The organism is Paenibacillus sp. ICGEB2008 (assembly GCF_000307675.1).
GTDB classification, from domain to species: Bacteria; Bacillota; Bacilli; order Paenibacillales; family Paenibacillaceae; genus Paenibacillus; species Paenibacillus polymyxa.
The window spans coordinates 241,463-259,784 of sequence record NZ_AMQU01000009.1; the positions used below are offsets into that span (position 1 = coordinate 241,463).

The following is an 18,322-nucleotide window of genomic DNA, read 5'->3' on the forward strand; positions in this document are numbered from 1 at the left end:
GACACATTGCTTTTCTGCAACCTTTTTTTTCATAATCTTTCTTAGTGGTCTTGTAACTGGAGCCTTAGCAATCGAAAAAGCCTGCACCGTTCACCACGATGCAAGCTTATTTGGATAAAAAACATATTAAGATTTCGTTTTATTCGGAGTAACACAATACAGACGGCTGGTTGTTTCAAAAATATGTCCCGGAGCCAGTGCAATTAACCCGATGTCTTCCGCAGGCAAGTCTGGTCGATTCGGTGCATTGATCATGTTCATTTGCGGTTCAGGACAGATGAATTCCTGGTTCGCTTTGTTGTTCCAGATCATCCAGTGCTTATAAGCAGTGCCTACATCGTATACAAGGGTAGCACCTGTCTTACTGTGTGTGAGTTCCATATAGTTACGTCCATTTTGCGGAGCCGCCGTATAATGATTATCCATAGAGGCAAAATAAGGGCTAACTCCTGTTGTCTTCATCAGTTCCTCTTCCGGGGATAAAGGTTGGAACTGTCCAGTGGCCAACAACCGATCTGTCAGCTCACGCCGCTCACCGATCGTAACCTTAATCTTGTAATCCTCAGGCGAGCTATCAGGTACAAACGGTACCCGAATGGCTGTGTGAAAGGCAAACAAGTTGGGAATCGGCTGATCCCCCTCGTTATGGATCACATAACGCTGATGCAGGCCAAATTCGTCAAGGCTGTACGTCAGCTTCATCGTAAAGGTGAAGGGTAGATAACGGAACATAGGATGCCCTTCCCTTACATGCTGATTCATTACCACATAACTACCTTGCTCCCCGGAACCGTAATCCTCAACCTCCCACCGAACGGTGTGTAAAAAGCCGTGCAAATGGTTATGGGTAGCCTCTTCATTAATTGGCAGCTCATATGTAACACCATTCCACAGGAATTTTCCATCCTCATATCGATTCGGAGGGAATAAGAAAGGAATTCCGTAAACGGATGGGCTTTGCTTAAAAGCCTCTATGCTCTCAGCATCTGGCTCACGTAAAAAAGAATATCCCGTCTCATTGTCACGAAAAGAAATCAGATTTGCGCCGTTTCCTGGCAGGGCAACCGCTTCATATCGTCCAAATTTAAGACGAATCGCCGGTATTCCATAATAAAGATCACCAATTGCAGTATGCTGTTGTGTCATCAAAAATCCTCCTTGATGAAATGACGATGTTTAATGAAAGCGTTTAGCTTTTGGCTTGACTATACCATGTCCAGCAAAAAAAATTCCACGTCCACGCAAAAAAACGATGCCCCGCAAGGCATCGTCCTTCACACATATTACACATAACGTCCCTGTTTGGGTACTGCCATGTGTTCAAAATTTCCAGCCAGCTTTTCCAACTGATCAGTCAGCTCGGTACCTTGCATGAAATGTCCATGCCCTGTAACTGCAATTGCAGGCTTTAAGCCTGCTAACATCCTCACTGACCGCTGTGCAGCTTGCCAATCTGTTGTAAAATACGCAGGCGGTCCGTGGATTTCTTTTTCCTGTAAAAGCACAGCCAAGGCCGATTCCTGCTTTACCGTGATAAAAGCATCACCAGCTACCATTAAGCGTCTCCGCTCATGAAAAAGCGATACATGACCAGGCGTATGTCCTGGTGTATGCAGCCACTTCCAACCAGGGGCGCCGGGGACACTACCATCTTGGGGCAAGGAGGTGATGCGATCATCGAGATCTATAGCATCATTGGGGTACAAGAAGGAAATTCCCGACATCAAGCCTCCCCCAACACTAGGGTCAGGTTTTTGATAATCTTTCATTCCCGTTAAATAAGGTAATTCCAAAGGGTGTGCATAAACAGGTGTACCCCAATGCTGAACCAACTCAATAACCGAACCTACATGGTCAAAATGACCGTGAGTAAGCACAATAGCAACCGGAGGACCCGTAAACCGTTCTTCAGCTAGGCGTATAATCGAGTCTGTGAATCCTGCCATCCCCGTATCCACCAGCACCCAGGATCGACTTCCCGGCTCTCCGATAAAACACACATTTACAAACAGCGTCCGTAAGCTCAGGAGATCGGGAGCAGCCTCTTCATTTGCCGTCATTCCTTCGGTGAACAGATGATTTGCCAAAGCTTCACCCTCCTATTCACATGGAATTTCCTGTTATACTCGACCTTTAGGCTTCCCCCATGTCAGCAGATTATGCGGACACTGCTAAATATAATCCGCTTGTCACGAAAATAGACCATGTTTACATTACTCGGGTAATTTACTCCATGCCGCATCCAGCAAATAGTCGAAAAGATCATCGTTCTCTTCAATCCAGCTATCCATCTGTAGCATCTCTTCCTCCAAGCGTGGCTCTCCTGCAAAATGGAGACTATAATCCCACTCCTTTCCCTTTTTACTGTGGAAGGTGATTTCATATATAGAACTCTGTCCGTCTACTCCAAATACCACTTGGCCTAAATATGCACCGTTCTCATCTCTAGTCATTTGCGCCTGCTGAATATGTACTTCTTTCAATTCCTGAGAAGAATTTTGCTCCGTCATTTATTTATCCGCCCTTTCATTTTCACTAAAAAGTACCAAAACTGATTTGTGAACCTTTTCGTTACATTGTACAATATATAAGCTATGTGTGGAATTTGCAAAAAAACTGTGCGAATTACCCTATTCTTATTTGAGGCTTTTTCGTGAAATGGAGGAAAGTTACATGTCAGATTTTCAACAAAAATTGCAGAAATATGCGGAATTAGCCGTTCGAGTGGGCGCCAATGTCCAACCTGGGCAGACACTTATCGTTCATGCGCCAATCTTGTCCGCCGAACTCGTACGACTTATCGTTAAATCAGCGTATACTGTCGGAGCTAAGCTGGTAAAAGTAAAATGGAGTGATGAGACGGTTACCCGATTACAGTATGAACTAGCTCCTGATGAAACTTTTAATATTGCTCCCAAATGGTACGCAGCCGAAATGACTGAAGAAGTCGAAAATGGCGCTGCAGTGCTCCATGTCATTGCCGAGAATCCTGATTTGCTTCAAGGGATTCCGTCCAGCAGAATTACCGCTGCTCAGCGTGTGCGATCCCATGAGTTACGTCAATACCGTGAATACCAAATGGCTGACAAGTTTAGCTGGTCTCTGATTGCTTATCCTTCAGCAGAATGGGCAGCCAAAGTATTCCCTGATCTGCCAGCTTCCGAGCAAATGGATAAACTGTGGGAAGCCATTTTCAGCACTGTACGTGTGGATCTGGACAACCCTGTGGAGGCGTGGAATGAGCATTTGAAAACCCTCTCCAGCAAAGCTGATATTTTAAATTCCAAACGCTATAAAAAGCTGCATTATCTGGCGCCAGGTACAGACCTCACTATCGAACTGGCAAAAGACCATCTATGGGTAGCAGCCGAAAGCGTCAACCAACAGGGACATACTTTTGTAGCCAACATGCCTACTGAAGAGGTATTTACTGCTCCACTTAAAACGGGAGTAAACGGTAAAGTCAGCAGCACCAAGCCACTCAGCTACAGTGGCAATATCATCGACAACTTCTCACTGACCTTTGAAAATGGTCGTATTGTCGAAGTACAGGCCGAGACTGGTCTGGAGACTCTCCAGCATCTCGTAGAAATGGACGAAGGTTCACACTACCTGGGCGAGGTTGCGCTCGTGCCTCATAAGTCACCGATCTCTGATAAAAATATTTTATTCTACAATACATTGTTTGATGAAAATGCCTCTAACCATCTGGCTATCGGTAATGCTTATGCATTCAATCTTAAAGGCGGTAAGGATATGACTCAAGAGGAGTTGGCTGCCAACGGTCTGAACTCCAGTCTGACTCACGTCGATTTTATGATTGGTTCAGGTGAAATGGATATCAACGGTGTTACCGAAGACGGTACTGAGGAACCGATCTTCCGTAAAGGAAATTGGGCGATTTAACACGGTAAAAAAGGCTCTCACCGCTTCATGCGAGAGAGCCTTCTTGCTTCATCTTTAAATTATGTTACATACATTTACAGTGTATTAATCCAATAATTCGCTGCAAGTCCAAATACGATTTGTACTATGCTGATGATGAAAAAGACAATAAAGCAGCTTACAACTCTTCGATTAATGGTTTGATGTAAGGATAAAGATGATTTCACATAAAACATGCTGCCTAATATCCCCAAACACAGACCAAAGATACCTGCAAATAGCCACCCTATAACCAAGCTGACCACGACAAAAGCCCAGCTCCAGCCCGGAGCTTTACTTACTGGAACATAAGGTTGATTGGACCCCAGATATATACCGTCCACAGCTAAATCTGCTTTGTTGCCAATGACCACAACATTCACAGCTTTCTCCTTCAATCGAATTGGAAAATCAATCAAGTTCAAAAATGCGTTCTGGCTTTTCACCTTCTGCTCGCTACCATTCACAATAATTTTTCCTCCGGTAAAGCCACGCTTGTACTCAATACTATATTGAATACCTTGATCTTCTACATTCCATTTGGCCATCGCTAAACCCCTCTCAAATTTTAGGTAATTTTCTAATTATGTACCATGAAAATCATACCATAAGCCGCAAGTTAAATAATGGAAAAAGGCCGCTTATCAGCGACCTTTGAATCTACTTATTTCGTATGTGATTAGTTTCTATGTCCAATTTTAGTCTTGTAGGCAACTGAATACTGATCAGCCGCTATAATCGCATCAAGCACATCATCCGCTGTAACAGCAAATGGTAAATTGTGAGCGGTTTCGCCTTCTTTGGTAGCAGCCTGAGCTACCCGGTACAAATCCTCTCGGGAAGCTTCCTGCAGCTTAATGTCTTCCAGCGTAACCGGCAGATCGAGTTTTAGGTAAAAATCAATATACCGCTCCACCTCAGTTAAAGGTCTTTTTTCCAAGGCAAGCTGTACTAAGGTGCCAAAAGCTACTTTTTGGCCATGCGTCAGGTGATGAATGTCTCCCTCGAGTACGGTAAAACCATTGTGAATGGCATGTGCACCTGCCAAGCCGCCGCTTTCAAAGCCCAAACCGCTTAGCAATGTATTGGCTTCTACCACCGCTTCAAGCGCTGGTGTAACGACTTTGCGCTTCACAGATTCATAAGCTTGCAGTCCGTAATCGAAAAGAACCTCCTCGCACTTGGACGCAATGGCTTCTGCCGCCAAGGTTGGCAAGCCGCCAGCCATAGTTGTAGCACGAGCTTCAATGACTGCACGGGCTTCAATCCACGTTGCCATGGCATCCGCAATACCTGAGGAGAGGAACAAAGGCGGTGCCTGAGATATGACCTTCGTGTCAACCAGGATTAAGCTCGGATTTTTACTGAAAAAGGTATACGTATCAAATGCACCCTCATCCGTGTACAAAACAGATAGAGCACTGGTAGGGGCATCTGTAGAGGCGGTTGTTGGAACAATCACCACCGAGGAACCGAGTAGCTCATTAACGGCTTTGGCGGTATCCAGTGTTTTACCGCCACCTACACCAATGACAATATCGACCTGGCCGCTTCGTCCCTCATCAGCAATACGGTTTACTTCATTTTTGGATGCTTCTCCTTGAAACTCAACCTTTATAGCAGTGATATCAGCCTGTTCCAGACTTTTGACCACTCGATCGGCTGCAATCTCCCAAACCAGCTTGTCCGCAATAACCAAAGCCGTATGGCCTAAAGGCTTAACATATTCACCTGTTTTATCAATCACATTTTTCCCTTGCACATATTTACCTGGACTAATAAATACTTTTTCGCTCATCATTCAACTCTCCCTTCCATGTTTGTACAATCTCTATTATACGGCTGAAAGGGCACACATCTCAATTTCAAAGCCAAAATCTTCTATCATTTGATGATCAGCGGTAACTTCTTGGCCTGCTGTCGTTAAATAATCTCCTACAAAAATCGAATTTGCTGCATAAAGGGCTAGCGGTTGTAATGAGCGTAAATTCAATTCCCTTCCGCCTGCGACGCGTATTTCTTTGGATGGACAGATGAACCGAAACAGTGCCAACACCTTTAAAGCTTGGATCGGCGAGATCCGCTGTGCTTCTCCCAAAGGGGTTCCGGGGATTGGATTTAGGAAATTAATCGGAATAGAGTCGGCATCCAACTCTCGTAAGGCATAAGCCATTTGAACGATTTCCTCATTCGTCTCCCCCATACCGATAATAACGCCAGAGCATGGAGACATTCCGTGTGATTGAGCCATTTTCACAGTTTCGATGCGTTGGTCATATGTATGTGTGGTCGTAATCGAGGGATAGTTGGCTTTGCTTGTATTTAAATTATGATTGTAACGGTGTACCCCAGCATCTGCCAATCGCTGTGCTTGATCTCCCTTGAGAATCCCCAAGCAAGCGCAAATTTTGAGCGGCATGGTACGACTAATTTCTTGTACAGCATCAATCACCTGATCCAGCTCCCGATCTGTCGGACCTTTGCCGGAAGCTACAATGCAATATGTCCCCGCTTTTCGTGCTAGGGCTTCCCTTGCCCCAGCCAACAATGATTCCTTATCCAGCATACTATACTTGCTGACAGGTGCCGTAGAAACGATGGATTGTGAGCAATAACCACAATCCTCCGGGCACAGACCACTTTTAGCGTTCATGATCATATTGAGCTTTACTTTTTTTCCGTAAAAATGATGCCTTACCTGAAATGCAGCTTGCATAATCGGTAATATTTCCACATCGTCCGCTTCCAGTACCGCCGTGCCTTCTTCCAGCGTCAGATTGCTGAAATGTATCGCTTTTTCAGCTAATGAGTCCCAATTTACAGCCTTATTGAATAAATTCATACTTCATCCTCCCTCATTTAGATGGTTATGTAAGCAGATAAGATTTTTACCGTAAGGAAATCCGCTCTATTGTCAACTTAATAATTATGTATTAGGTTGACAATAACACAGATATCATATCAATTCACATCCTTTATGTAAAGAAGACAAATTAAAAAGCGACCCCACATCATTAAAGGTCGCTTTCCATATTTATTCCATTATGAGACTCCTGCTTCCTCCACGATGATAGGCTGTTTGATTAGCCGAATACGTGAAATCCGCTTGTTTTCAACTTCTTCTACAATGAACATACATCCTTCAAACACTACAGACTGACCTGGCTGTGGAGGGATAACCTCTACATGTGAGTAGAGCCAGCCCCCTACTGTATCATAATCCTCATGATCAAGATCTAGCCCGAAACGATCGTTCACTTCATCAATTAATAACATACCGTCAATGGAAAATTCCTCGTCATTAATCTGCTCACAACTCGGACGTTCTTGGTCGAACTCATCCTGAATTTCACCGACGATTTCTTCCATAATATCTTCCAATGTTACCATACCCGATGTGCCACCGTATTCATCAATCAAAATTGCAATTTGCGTCTTGCTACGCTGCATGCGTTTGAGCAGATCACTAATTTGCGTTGATTCAGGAACAGCAAGAATCGGGCGAATCATCGTACGGGTATCCAGCGTGTTCGCACGTAGAAGATCTTTAATATGGATAAAGCCGATAATATGGTCCTTATCTTCGGCGCAGATTGGATAACGGGTTCTCATGCTTTCCGTTGCAATCGCGAGATTTTCTTCTGTGGACTCATTACTGTATAAACAGATCATCTCCGTGCGCGGAATCATGATTTCCCTGGCGGTCGTGTCGGCAAAATCAAATATATTATCAACAAGCGCCAATTCCGTATTATCAATTAGTCCGCTCTTATTGCTTTCTTTCATCAGAATGCGTATTTCATCCCCCGTATGCGCGGAATCATCATACTCGGATACCGGCTCCAGACGGAACAAACGCAACAGGCTGTTCGCCATTCCATTCAACGCCCATATGAATGGATACATCAACTTGTAAAACCAAGTCATCAGCATGGCCGAATACAGTGTAATAGTCTCAGATTTACGAATAGCTATCGTTTTGGGTGCCAATTCACCCAACACAATATGCAGAATCGTAATGACAATAAATGCAATCACCACGGCAGTACCGTGTACGTATACCGCTCCCAAGCCAGCGGCAGTAAATATAGGCTCAATCAAATGTGCGATGGCCGGCTCTCCGATCCATCCCAGTCCCAACGATGCTAAGGTGATACCCAATTGGCAGGCAGACAAATAAGCATCCAAATTGTGTATCATATTGGCGGCGTATACGGCCTTTTTATTGCCCGCCTCCACCAAGGTTTCGATACGGCTGCCCCTGACCTTCACCATGGCAAATTCCGCAGATACAAAAAATCCATTCAATAATACTAATGCAAAAACAATAATTAAGTTAAACATACTCGGTAAAGGGTCACTCAATATGCTCCCCATCAGCCGTCATTACGGCAGACAGGCGCACCTCCTTCGGATATTTTCATCATAGACAGAACGATAACACATCATAAGCAGCGTCAACTTCCCAACACATTCACCCCTTCCGGCTTCCATAAGCCATATTCCGCATAAATGTTTAAATCATTCATCAGCTTATATTTAATTATATAACTATACTCTATACAGTCAAACTACAAGCAATGTCAGAAAAATCAATCCCTCTATCATTTAGGTCGAAAAGCTCTCATTTTCGCCTCTTACCACCAAGAAAGCAACTATATTTGAGAAAGAATATAAACAAAATACATCCCCTGCCGTCTGGCAGAGGATGTAAACTCATATATATGAAGGCATCAGCGAACCGGAGATCCGCCCGGGTTCCCGATGACGCCGGGATATTGGTACAACAATGGCTCATCAAAAGTTGCATAATCCAGGTTTAACATCAGCAGAATGGTCCGTTTGCCTGTCGCCGGATCACTAATAATAATGTGGTCCCGACCTGCTGCTTCCAGAATGCCTTTGAATATTTTAGCATTCCATTCTCGGTTATTTTCATAGGTCATATAAAAAGTTCCCGTTTTGCCCAAGTTCAAGCGTAAAATATTCTCGATGTATGATTGCTCGTATTGAGGAGTCTGAACCTGCACTACCGTACCCGTTGGTGTCATAGGGCTGCCACTACTTACTTGAGGTGGAAAGCCAGTCATAGGTTGCATGGTTCCGGCTGGAGCCATTCCTCTTGGCCATTCGGGATATCCATTGCCGGAAGCATAAGATACGGGACGGTAAGCTTGCTGTGAAATCATTTAAATTCCTCCTAAAATGGTTTTAATTTTTAATTCTTCAAGCCATCCTGAAAGGTGTCTAATATACATTAGGACAGTCCTGTGCAGTCGGGCTAAAAAAGCAATGGGCTTTAAAGCGTCCGGTATTGGTCTGGTTATACCAGGTACCCGGGCAGTCTCCAGCCGGTCTGAAAAACCATAATGCATTGGATGCTGGACGTATTTTTTCACCATTGATTACACGCTGGGCAAGTCGAATGTCCCGATCACGGGCCCTCTGATAAAAATACCCCTTCTGAGTAGCCTCAAAACCTCCGGGGCTTTGAAACACCATGTCATTCATGAGGCGTATCCCTTGGAAATCTAGGCAATTGGCTAAAATTCGGTTCACACCGACATTGCCAACCATGAGCATTCCTGACTCGCCTTCACCTTCAGCCTCAGCCCGCATCAGCCGGGCGAGGGTCCTCACATCCTCTGAGTTGGTCTTGATTACAGCCACCGCGTCCCCTCCTTGCTTCTCCTTCACATACCCTATCCTATGGTACAAATGCCCAATAGGTGACAGTCCAGAAAATAAAAAAATAGCCCCATGAATGGGACTACTCATTTAGGCTTTTATCATGGCTCGTAGATCATCTTACGCGTCATGCCACCATCGACCACTAGATTCGTGCCTGTTACAAAATCATTGCCGGGTTGTGTTAAATACAGACAGGCTCGTGCGATGTCTTTAGGGGTCCCTACTCGCCCAGCCGGATGCCGTTGATGGTCTTCCGCACGCAATTGCTCGTAATCCCCGGTTTCAATCCATCCTGGACTAATACAATTGACCTGAATCCTATCCTTTCCTAGCGATATGGCCATCGCGTGTGTAAGGGCTGCTATGGCTCCTTTGGATGCTGCGTAGGCTTCTGTATCCGGCTCTGACATGAAAGCTCGTGTAGAGGTCATATTAACCACTGAGCCCCCTTCTGCGTTTCGCTTCATTACCTTAGCCGCTTCTCTGGTTGCAATAAAACAACTGCGTACGTTTGTATTCAGAATGTCATCCCATTCTGCTACGGTTAACTCATATGGAGATTTCCATCTGGATACGCCTGCATTGTTAATCAACGTATGAATTGTACCGTATTCTTCTTCCGTGGCACGGATCAGCGCTACAATATCTGCTTCCTTACGCACACATCACAAGGAATAAAAATAGCCTGATGACCCTCGTTCCGGGCTGCTGCAGCGGCTGCGGCGCCCTCTTCCTCATTGTAGTCAGCAAATACAACTTTGGCACCCTGAGCAGCATAGGCAAAAGCGACCTCTTTCCCGATGCCATGCGCCGCTCCTGTTACAATAACAACTTGTCCTTCAAATGACACGACTTATTCCTCCTCTGAACTACTCTGTTTTAGTATATATGTACCAAAATGTGCCGTACAAGAAACATTCACAGCCCCCTACCCTGGCTCCTCGCAGAAGGCTGTAAATGAGCATGAATGTTTTTGACTGAATCCTACATTTTAACCTGCTCCAAGCTATAACGATTAAGACGCTGAAACCCGATATACCTTGTACCTTGAAAAGTAAGCCGTCCCTCATCCCCTTCAGCACATTGACCATATTCTTCCCCTGATACCTTGAACTCCATCCGGTCGCCACTCTCCACTTCAAAGGTTACATAATAGAAAGTATAGGTACGACTCCCTTGTTCCTCTTGGCGCCTCTGTTGGAGATGTGTCCTTCTGGCCGTAATGCGGGAACCCACCGTCAACACAGGCTGCCGCTTGTTCCGGCTCCATTCCATGACTTCCCTGCCCGCAGACAACACGACAATACCCAACACAACTACGAAAAATACGGGCAATACCGTACCCAGCCAATCGAACATCCATAATGACTCAAATCCCATGCACCGCACTCCTCTCCGCCAGGCATTCCACAGGGAAACCACTGGGCATCCTGACCTGCCTCAAGCCTTCTATAACAGTATATGTATGTTGCTGCCCAAATTTGATAGCAACCCTCAAGAACGCCAAGAGCCTCCACGGATTAATCCGGGAGGCTCAAGATATGGCGATATCAGAATGGCTCATCGATTTACACATGTACAAGCTGGAGATAACGTTGTGTTTCATCCAGAACTTCATGATCTTCTTCTTCGGCGTAACGCTCTGCGCATTGCTTGCAGTCCTCTTCCGTCGTGCAACCGTAGGCATCCTGACAAGTGTAGCAAAATTGAAGGTAGTATTGGGTTAACATATGATCCTGATTCGCTCTCATGATTATCACTCCTATCGTTGTTTACAGGTTTAGTATAACAGTGGCTCATTTGTTAGTTTGTGATTTTTTTCACATGTCGTCGTATAAAATTTAAATTTTTTAAAAATAAAACGCCCTGGGAAGACATCCCAGGGCAATCACCTTTATCGTGATTATAAAATTCTCCAGTTTGCACCACCATCTGTTGTTTTTAACAGCAGTGATTTCTTGTCGTCGAGTCGTTCCAAAAGCAGCCAACCTACCGATGAAGAAGCAAAACGCAGCTTGACTGATCGTGGGTAGTCTTTTAGCTTCGAAGGCAGCACCTTGTTGCCTTTGAGACTTGTCCACGTCTTGCCTCCATCTATTGTACGGCTCATTCCGTTTATGGTTATAACCCATCCTTCTTTATCGCTTAGAAAGGTACGCCCAGGAGTTATAGAATTATTATTGCTACTCAGACCCAATGGCACATCATTCCATTGTGTTCCTGTATTATTCGTAAACAGCCCGTTATATTTGGTACCGTTATCCCCATAGCAGAAAACCGGAATCCAGTATGAGGAACTGTTACCTTTAAGAGACTGCTGAGCTTCTGCCTTAGCCTGAGGGCACCCTTGCATGCTGTTAGCGACTGGAGTCCACGTTTTCCCTTGATTCGAAGTTTTATACAACTTCACGCTATTGTCCACGTTAATCGCCACAAAACCCTGATTGTTGGAAGAAAAGCTCATTCCCGCCATACTGCCTTGATCGGGTAAACCTGAGCCTGATTTGTTGGAAGTCATACCAGAACTTTGCGCAACTTTATTCCACGTGGCTCCTCCGTCCGTGGTGTGATACAACATTTTTTGTTGATCCTGCTCATTCAGTTTTGTATAAGCCATGATCCAGCCTATGGTTGGATTTACATATTGAATCGAGCTTACATGGTCTCCGCTAGGTAGCGCTGAAACATCCCAGCTCTGCCCTCCATCTGCCGTTCTTAGAATGACTGTTGCTGTTTGGTCCAAATTTTGGCGGACGACCCAACCGTGACGTGAATCTGTGAAACTGATATCCTTGCCATATTCAAGCTTGTCTTGAAATTGGACGTTTTCAGAAGGAGAAATATTATTCCATGTTTTCCCACCATCATGGGTATCATAAAGTCGAAGCTCATTATGGGTAACTCCCCAAACCAACCCTTTATTGTTATCGATTAAATGAAAATCCGCGATTCGTGTCTGTACTACATATTTGGCGTTTGGATCGCCAGCCTTTGGGGTTCCCGGCGGATTAATAGTTATCGTTTGTCCCTGGTCATCTGGTTCCTCAATCGGAGGTTTAGTTACAGTTTTTGGGGGTTCAGCAGAACAGGCAGTTAGCAGGATGCCCGTCAATAGCATTACTCCTCCCAAGAGCGCACGCCAGCGCAGTTTCATATCAAAATCCTCCCTCGATGGCATGCGGTAATCACGTGCCAAAAGCTTATCTGAAACAGAATTATACCATAAACACCCCTATGTGACACTTTTCGCGTAATGACAAAAAAAACCGGCTCCTTCACAAATTGAAGAATGCCGGCTTTTTTCATACTAATATTGTTTAGGATTTATGATTCAACAAACTTTTGTGATATCCATAAAAGAAATAAATCAGTAATCCAAGCAGTAGCCACACGATAAATCCGATCCAGGTGCTGATATGAAGCTGAAGCATCAGACCGATGCAAACCAAAGCACTCAGTAGCGGAAGTAACGGAACCCATGGTACGGTAAACCCTCTTTTTAAATCTGGTCGTGTCTTCCGCAAAACGATGACCCCAACCGAAACTACAGCAAAAGCGAACAGGGTTCCAATACTCGTCAAGTTGGTCAGTGCATGTAACGGGAACAAACCACTTGCCAATGCGATAATGCTACCCACCAGCCATGTGCTTCGAATCGGTGTTTGAGTTTTGGCATTTATCTTAGAAAGAAAAACGGGTAAAAGACCATCTCGTGACATAGAAAAAATTAATCGTGTCTGGCCGTACAACAGCACCAGCAAAACGGTCGTCATCCCTGCAATCGCACCAACTGAAATTAATCCAGCTACAAAATCCTGATGAATAAAGCGGAGAGCAAACGCAACCGGATCACTAACGCCCAACTGCGTATAAGGTACCATTCCCGTTAACACAACTGAAACGGCAATATACAATATCGTGCAGATCGCTAAAGAGGAAATAATGCCGATGGGCATGTTCCGTTGCGGATTGCGTACCTCTTCAGCAGCAGTTGAGATAGCATCAAAGCCTAGATAAGCAAAAAATACGATTGCCGCAGCACTCAATACACCAGAAAATCCATAAGGCAAGAACGGTGTCCAGTTGGCAGGCTTAACATAAAAGATTCCAATTCCAATAAATAGCAGTACGACCCCGACTTTGACACAAACCATAATGAAATTGAATCGGACCGTTTCCTTGGCTCCGAGACTAAGCAACAGTGTGATGAGCATGATGATGCACACCGCTGGCAGATCAATAATGGTCCCCTTGGTCGAATCGAAGGCTGCGGTTAAAGCTAACGGTAGATGTATATCAAATCCGGCCAGCAAGCCTTGAAAGTAAGCAGACCAGCCACTACTCACAGAGGCGGCCGCCACTCCATATTCCAAAATCAAGTCCCAACCTAGTACCCAGGCCAGAACTTCTCCAAAAACAATATAACTATATGCATAAGCGCTCCCAGCCGCGGGAACTGTAGATGAAAGCTCTGCATAGCACAAGGCTGCCAATACGCAGGCAATCCCTGCAATAACAAAAGAAAGCATCAAGCCGGGACCTGCATTTTCTGCTGCTGCCTTGCCAGTAATAACAAAAATCCCTGTCCCGATGATGCATCCTACTCCTAGCATGGTGAGATCAAAAGGCCCCATTGTTCTCTTTAAGCGACCTGTAGATCTGCTTTCCTCGTGCGAGAGCAGTCCTGTTTTTTTTCGAAATAAGTCCATATTCCTAATCCTCTTTCCATAATTTCTTACGTCAATATCGGTGCTGCAACGCTTTAGTGCATGTTCCTATCGTTCGATTAATTATTAGCGAGCTCGCCTTTGAAGTCAAGGAAAAATGTCATAATTCTTTACGGTGGGTAAATATATACGGTACACTGAGTTAGAAACATAAATTTTAAAGAAATACCCCAAAATGAAAAGGTATACAACCCGAGAAGGAGATGAGGATTTAATGAGCTTAAAACCTTACAAACGAAGTAGAGTGGCTATTGTCGGCATGGGAGCGGTCGGTACAACAACTGGCTATACCCTACTGCTGCGCCAACGCATGCAAGAACTTGTCTTTATTGATGTCAACGTCAAAAAGGCGAAGGGGGAAATGCTCGATATGAATCATGGGCTTCCTTTTCTCGGCGGTGTCAAAGTATGGGCGGGTGATTATGAAGACTGCCGTAATGCAGATATCATCATTGTTGCAGCGGGAGCTTCACAAAAGCCGGGAGAAACACGTATTGATCTTCTCAAGCGTAATGCCGAAATTTTTGAAAGTATCATTGATAATATCGTCAAGGTCAATACACATGGCATTTTGCTGATCGCAACCAATCCTGTGGACATTCTCTCCTACATCTCTTGGAAACGCAGTGGTTGGCCTTCAAGCAGAGTCATTGGATCAGGAACGTTGCTGGACAGCGCACGTTTCCGCTATCTGATCGGGAAGCAAAAGGGTATCGACCCACGAAGCATCCACGCCCATATTATTGGTGAACATGGTGACTCTGAATTACCTGTATGGAGCACAGCTAACGTTGCTGGAACACCTCTGGAACTGGGCGAAGAAACGAAAAATGAAATTTTTGAAAACACCAAAAATGCTGCCTATGAAATTATAGATGCCAAAGGCGCAACATCATATGCCATCGGACTGGCTCTCGACCGTATCGTAGCCGCTATTCTTGGAGATGAGGGGTCGGTACTTAATGTGTCCACCCTGCTGGAAGATTATAACGGTGTATCTGATGTTTATTTAGGTGTACCAAGTATCGTCGATCACAATGGAGTACGTGAAATTTTGGATCTTCCACTCAATGACGAGGAACGTGCAAGGTTGATTCAATCTGCGGACAAGCTAAGAGATCAAATTAGTAAAGTGCATATGTAATTCAGTAAGTTAGGAACATAAAAGCTAAACAAAAACGGGCCTCCACAGCGGATACATCCGTTGTGAGGTCCGTTTTTTGATAATAAAATTCAGTTTGTCGCCCTGCTATACGTTCCAAATTACCAAGGTGGTGTATCGCCATCCATACCCTCATTTTCATGTTGCCGTTTCTCTTTGAGTCGCTCAGCCACCGTTTCAAAGGATTCAGGTTGTAGCAGCTCAATCGGAGAAAATCCCTTTTCAAACGTAAATGCATCACCTTCAATAATAAGTGCATATCTATCATGAAGTTTCGTGATATGCAGCTTGGCACCAAAGTCGGATAGTAACCCACGCACAGCCGTATCATCCAGTTTGAAACGAACTTCAATTTCCGGTTTTAGCTCGACAATATGCTGCGCAGCTTCTACGACCTGAAGAGGCTCCCATTTTCCTTGTAGATCCCGTTTTTCGCTGGCCGCCCACAGTTCCAGATCGCGCTCTTCCTGCTGTCTTTCCTCATTAGATGCATCCGGCCATTTGGTTTCTACATAGTTCTGAACAAAGCCCATGACATGTTCATTAACAATTTCCGGCATGGATTGCTCATAAGTGACGAATTTCAAAAAGTCTTCAAAATACCGCGCATGCGAAGACTGATGTATTTTAAGCTCCCACTCATCGTTCATACCCTCCTCCAGCATGTATGGATACATGATGGATTTCATATTACGGGCTGAAATTGCCATTTCGACCTCACTGACCAGGCTGCTTTCAGTAATTCGTGCAATTTTAGGTTCAAAATCACATTTGAGTACAAAAATAAACGGGTCGTCAGAGTGGGTATTTAATGTAGCCTGTACAATGATCAGTGCTCCACCTCGTACCGCGCTTGTATCCAGATACATCCGCACCAGGTCATCACATGCATTTTTAAAATCTTCCTTATCCTCTGCTGCTCGTAGTCGAGCGAACATATTGAAATTCGGATTACTGCTCAGCTCATGTTCCGGTTCGACGATAAAGCGGCCGATTTTAGTCGGTGCCTGCTCTGTGCTTGGATTTTTTTCAACCTTTTCGCTTGCTAATGCGAGCAAATTCCCCGTCCAAAAATTTTTTGACATCACTCTCGTCGTAATCATAGTCATCCATTGTAGCATAATGCTTGTAGGACTTACCGCCTTGTCCTTCTTTCCCGTCTACCTGAATCACAAAAAAAGATAAAAAGTCCACTTGAAAGTTCATTTACGTTCTATACGCTCCTTTTCAGGCATGTACGCGTAATTATATCACTATGATTTTAAAAGGTACATCGGATTCAGATTCTGATAGATAATAGACACGTAATAGTTAACATAATATTTATTATGTAATTTTATTTCTTTATTTGGATATCCCATCCAATTTGTAAATATGTAGTGATCCACCCCTCTTCTATTCTAATCCGCTTTTTTTGCATGATTGGCTATTTCCTTTTCTATCCTCTATTTTATTCAGGGATTACAAAAAACATTTGACTAAATAGCAGTATATTTATTATATTATCTATTATTATATAGACAAATTATAATTTTGTTTATAAAAATATTCAAGGAAATACTCTGAAAATAAGAAAGGAGAGTTTGTTGTTGTTTAAAAATCCATATATAAGGACCATTATCGCCTCCAATGCGTTGCTAAATTTGGGCATCTGGGTGCGGAACTTTGCCATACTGTTGTATGTAACAGATCTGACCCATAATGATCCTGTATACGTATCGCTCATTTCGGTCGCTGAATTTGCGCCTATCTTTCTGTTTGCCATCATTGGAGGTACATTTGCAGATCGTTGGCGGCCTAAACGGACAATGGTTAGTTGCGATCTGCTGTCGGCCGCGTCTATTTTTATCGTGTTGCTCGCATTATGGTACGGGTCATGGCAGGTGCTCTTGCTATCCACTTTCTTCTCGGCCATTCTATCTCAATTTTCTCAGCCATCTGCGATGAAAATATTAAAGCAGCATGTAGCACCAGAACAGCTTCAGGGAGTGATGGCTCTTTTTCAGTCTCTCATGGCATTATTTATGGTTATCGGTCCTGTCGTCGGTACATTTATTTACCAACACTTTGGAATTTTCTCTTCATTGTCTATAACCGGAATGTTGTTTCTTATCTCTGCGCTTGTTCTAACTCGTATCCCACAAGATGAGCAAGTAATTGAGATAGATCGACCAACACATTTCATTGAAGAGCTTAAAGAAGGAATACGTTATGTATGGAATAACCGTACACTTCGCACGCTTGGAGGAACATTTACCATAATTGGGCTAGCGGTCGGACTTATTCAACCATTAATGGTTTTTGTCGCCATCGAGAACCTTGGGCAAAACAAGGAATTTTTACAATGGCCGTTAATGGCGAACGGAGCGGCTATGCTGTTGGGCGGCGGTCTGATTATGGGGGTTGCCAAAAAAGTTCAGCCGCAATTGCTGCTGGCGACTGGACTTCTGGTCAGCACACTGACAACCTTTGGAGTCGGATGGTCGCACAATATTGTGCTGACAATGGCATTGCAAGTACTCAGCGGTCTATTTTATCCTTGCATTCATATTGGTATCAACACGATGATGATGAAAAATGCCGAAGCTGCTTTTATCGGCCGCGTCGGTGGTGCCCTCTCTCCCCTGTTCTCGGGGATGATGGTCGTGGGTATGAGCATCGGCGGTACACTCAAACGCGAATCCTCCCTGAACACCGTATATACCGTGAGTGCCGGTTTATTTTTACTGGGAGCGATGCTGTTGTTACCATTGCTACGTGACAGGCAGCCTGTACAAGCTGTCATAGCCGATGATTCTGAATAACAATCACAAGAAAC

The 18,322-nt window shown here is 44.4% G+C and carries 16 protein-coding genes and 2 pseudogenes; 3 read left to right on the forward strand and 15 right to left on the reverse strand.

What is annotated here, in order from left to right; genetic code table 11:
- Positions 1-126 precede the first annotated feature (126 nt).
- The 3 genes from C400_RS0111055 to C400_RS0111065 form a co-directional block, all read right to left on the reverse strand.
- Positions 127-1,146: an aldose 1-epimerase gene (locus C400_RS0111055; protein ID WP_016820782.1), complete on the reverse strand. Its 1,020-nt coding sequence runs from the start codon at positions 1,144-1,146 to the stop codon at positions 127-129.
- A 137-nt stretch (positions 1,147-1,283) separates the two neighbouring features.
- Complete coding sequence (locus C400_RS0111060) at positions 1,284-2,087, reverse strand: MBL fold metallo-hydrolase (protein WP_017427024.1); 804 nt, start codon at positions 2,085-2,087, stop codon at positions 1,284-1,286.
- Positions 2,088-2,213: 126 nt separating this feature from the next.
- Positions 2,214-2,510, reverse strand: a complete 297-nt coding sequence (locus tag C400_RS0111065; protein WP_013371376.1) for a hypothetical protein — start codon at positions 2,508-2,510, stop codon at positions 2,214-2,216.
- A gap of 163 nt (positions 2,511-2,673) precedes the next feature.
- On the opposite strand from C400_RS0111065, the gene C400_RS0111070 reads away from it, so the two are divergent.
- Positions 2,674-3,906 carry an aminopeptidase gene (locus tag C400_RS0111070; protein WP_017427025.1) on the forward strand — a complete coding sequence of 411 codons (1,233 nt, stop codon included), beginning with the start codon at positions 2,674-2,676 and terminating at the stop codon, positions 3,904-3,906.
- Between the two features lie 74 nt (positions 3,907-3,980).
- On the opposite strand, the gene C400_RS0111075 is transcribed toward C400_RS0111070, so the two are convergent.
- The 11 genes and pseudogenes from C400_RS0111075 to C400_RS0111130 all read right to left on the reverse strand — a co-directional run bounded on the left by C400_RS0111075 (position 3,981) and on the right by C400_RS0111130 (position 14,324).
- The gene (locus C400_RS0111075) at positions 3,981-4,472 is read right to left on the reverse strand and encodes a hypothetical protein (RefSeq protein WP_016820779.1); all 492 of its coding nucleotides are present in this window, start codon (positions 4,470-4,472) and stop codon (positions 3,981-3,983) included.
- A gap of 131 nt (positions 4,473-4,603) precedes the next feature.
- A complete protein-coding gene (locus tag C400_RS0111080; protein WP_017427026.1) occupies positions 4,604-5,722 on the reverse strand; it encodes a glycerol dehydrogenase in 1,119 nt (372 codons plus the stop codon).
- Between the two features lie 36 nt (positions 5,723-5,758).
- The gene (gene bioB, locus C400_RS0111085; RefSeq protein WP_017427027.1) at positions 5,759-6,766 is read right to left on the reverse strand and encodes a biotin synthase BioB; all 1,008 of its coding nucleotides are present in this window, start codon (positions 6,764-6,766) and stop codon (positions 5,759-5,761) included.
- Positions 6,767-6,966: 200 nt separating this feature from the next.
- Positions 6,967-8,268 (reverse strand): hemolysin family protein, encoded by a 1,302-nt coding sequence (locus tag C400_RS0111090; RefSeq protein ID WP_181969119.1) that lies wholly within the window; start codon positions 8,266-8,268, stop codon positions 6,967-6,969.
- Between the two features lie 389 nt (positions 8,269-8,657).
- The gene (gene gerQ / locus C400_RS0111095) at positions 8,658-9,113 is read right to left on the reverse strand and encodes a spore coat protein GerQ (RefSeq protein WP_017427029.1); all 456 of its coding nucleotides are present in this window, start codon (positions 9,111-9,113) and stop codon (positions 8,658-8,660) included.
- Between the two features lie 58 nt (positions 9,114-9,171).
- On the reverse strand, positions 9,172-9,594 hold the full coding sequence (locus tag C400_RS0111100) for a cell wall hydrolase (RefSeq protein ID WP_016820774.1): 423 nt from the start codon (positions 9,592-9,594) through the stop codon (positions 9,172-9,174).
- A gap of 119 nt (positions 9,595-9,713) precedes the next feature.
- Positions 9,714-10,465 (reverse strand): annotated as a pseudogene (locus tag C400_RS0111105) (SDR family NAD(P)-dependent oxidoreductase).
- Between the two features lie 134 nt (positions 10,466-10,599).
- Entirely contained in the window at positions 10,600-10,995 is a 396-nt protein-coding gene (locus tag C400_RS0111110) for a DUF2500 domain-containing protein (protein ID WP_016820772.1), read from the reverse strand.
- Positions 10,996-11,183: 188 nt separating this feature from the next.
- A complete protein-coding gene (locus tag C400_RS26800; RefSeq protein ID WP_013371387.1) occupies positions 11,184-11,366 on the reverse strand; it encodes a hypothetical protein in 183 nt (60 codons plus the stop codon).
- A 152-nt stretch (positions 11,367-11,518) separates the two neighbouring features.
- Positions 11,519-12,769 (reverse strand): YCF48-related protein, encoded by a 1,251-nt coding sequence (locus tag C400_RS0111125; RefSeq protein WP_017427031.1) that lies wholly within the window; start codon positions 12,767-12,769, stop codon positions 11,519-11,521.
- A 163-nt stretch (positions 12,770-12,932) separates the two neighbouring features.
- Complete coding sequence (locus C400_RS0111130; RefSeq protein WP_017427032.1) at positions 12,933-14,324, reverse strand: amino acid permease; 1,392 nt, start codon at positions 14,322-14,324, stop codon at positions 12,933-12,935.
- A gap of 232 nt (positions 14,325-14,556) precedes the next feature.
- Between C400_RS0111130 and C400_RS0111135 the strand changes: the two genes are divergently transcribed.
- Positions 14,557-15,486: an L-lactate dehydrogenase gene (locus tag C400_RS0111135; protein WP_017427033.1), complete on the forward strand. Its 930-nt coding sequence runs from the start codon at positions 14,557-14,559 to the stop codon at positions 15,484-15,486.
- 119 nt (positions 15,487-15,605) lie between these two features.
- Here the strand turns inward: C400_RS0111135 and C400_RS0111140 are convergent.
- A pseudogene (locus tag C400_RS0111140) lies at positions 15,606-16,710 on the reverse strand (DUF3900 domain-containing protein).
- Positions 16,711-17,093: 383 nt separating this feature from the next.
- On the opposite strand from C400_RS0111140, the gene C400_RS0111150 reads away from it, so the two are divergent.
- Positions 17,094-18,308, forward strand: coding sequence for an MFS transporter (locus C400_RS0111150; protein ID WP_016820765.1), 1,215 nt, complete (start codon positions 17,094-17,096; stop codon positions 18,306-18,308).
- Positions 18,309-18,322 lie beyond the last annotated feature (14 nt).

Excerpts from the sequence above, each read along its gene's own strand:
- C400_RS0111075 (WP_016820779.1), bottom strand. The coding sequence starts at position 4,472 with ATGGCCAAATGGAATGTAGAAGATCAAGGTATTCAATATAGTATTGAG.
- C400_RS0111130 (WP_017427032.1), bottom strand. The coding sequence starts at position 14,324 with ATGGACTTATTTCGAAAAAAAACAGGACTGCTCTCGCACGAGGAAAGC.
- C400_RS0111065 (WP_013371376.1), bottom strand. The coding sequence starts at position 2,510 with ATGACGGAGCAAAATTCTTCTCAGGAATTGAAAGAAGTACATATTCAG.
- C400_RS0111080 (WP_017427026.1), bottom strand. The coding sequence starts at position 5,722 with ATGAGCGAAAAAGTATTTATTAGTCCAGGTAAATATGTGCAAGGGAAA.
- C400_RS0111135 (WP_017427033.1), top strand. The coding sequence starts at position 14,557 with ATGAGCTTAAAACCTTACAAACGAAGTAGAGTGGCTATTGTCGGCATG.
- C400_RS0111055 (WP_016820782.1), bottom strand. The coding sequence starts at position 1,146 with ATGACACAACAGCATACTGCAATTGGTGATCTTTATTATGGAATACCG.
- C400_RS0111090 (WP_181969119.1), bottom strand. The coding sequence starts at position 8,268 with ATGTTTAACTTAATTATTGTTTTTGCATTAGTATTATTGAATGGATTT.
- C400_RS0111070 (WP_017427025.1), top strand. The coding sequence starts at position 2,674 with ATGTCAGATTTTCAACAAAAATTGCAGAAATATGCGGAATTAGCCGTT.
- bioB (WP_017427027.1), bottom strand. The coding sequence starts at position 6,766 with ATGAATTTATTCAATAAGGCTGTAAATTGGGACTCATTAGCTGAAAAA.
- gerQ (WP_017427029.1), bottom strand. The coding sequence starts at position 9,113 with ATGATTTCACAGCAAGCTTACCGTCCCGTATCTTATGCTTCCGGCAAT.
- C400_RS26800 (WP_013371387.1), bottom strand. The coding sequence starts at position 11,366 with ATGAGAGCGAATCAGGATCATATGTTAACCCAATACTACCTTCAATTT.
- C400_RS0111125 (WP_017427031.1), bottom strand. The coding sequence starts at position 12,769 with ATGAAACTGCGCTGGCGTGCGCTCTTGGGAGGAGTAATGCTATTGACG.
- C400_RS0111110 (WP_016820772.1), bottom strand. The coding sequence starts at position 10,995 with ATGGGATTTGAGTCATTATGGATGTTCGATTGGCTGGGTACGGTATTG.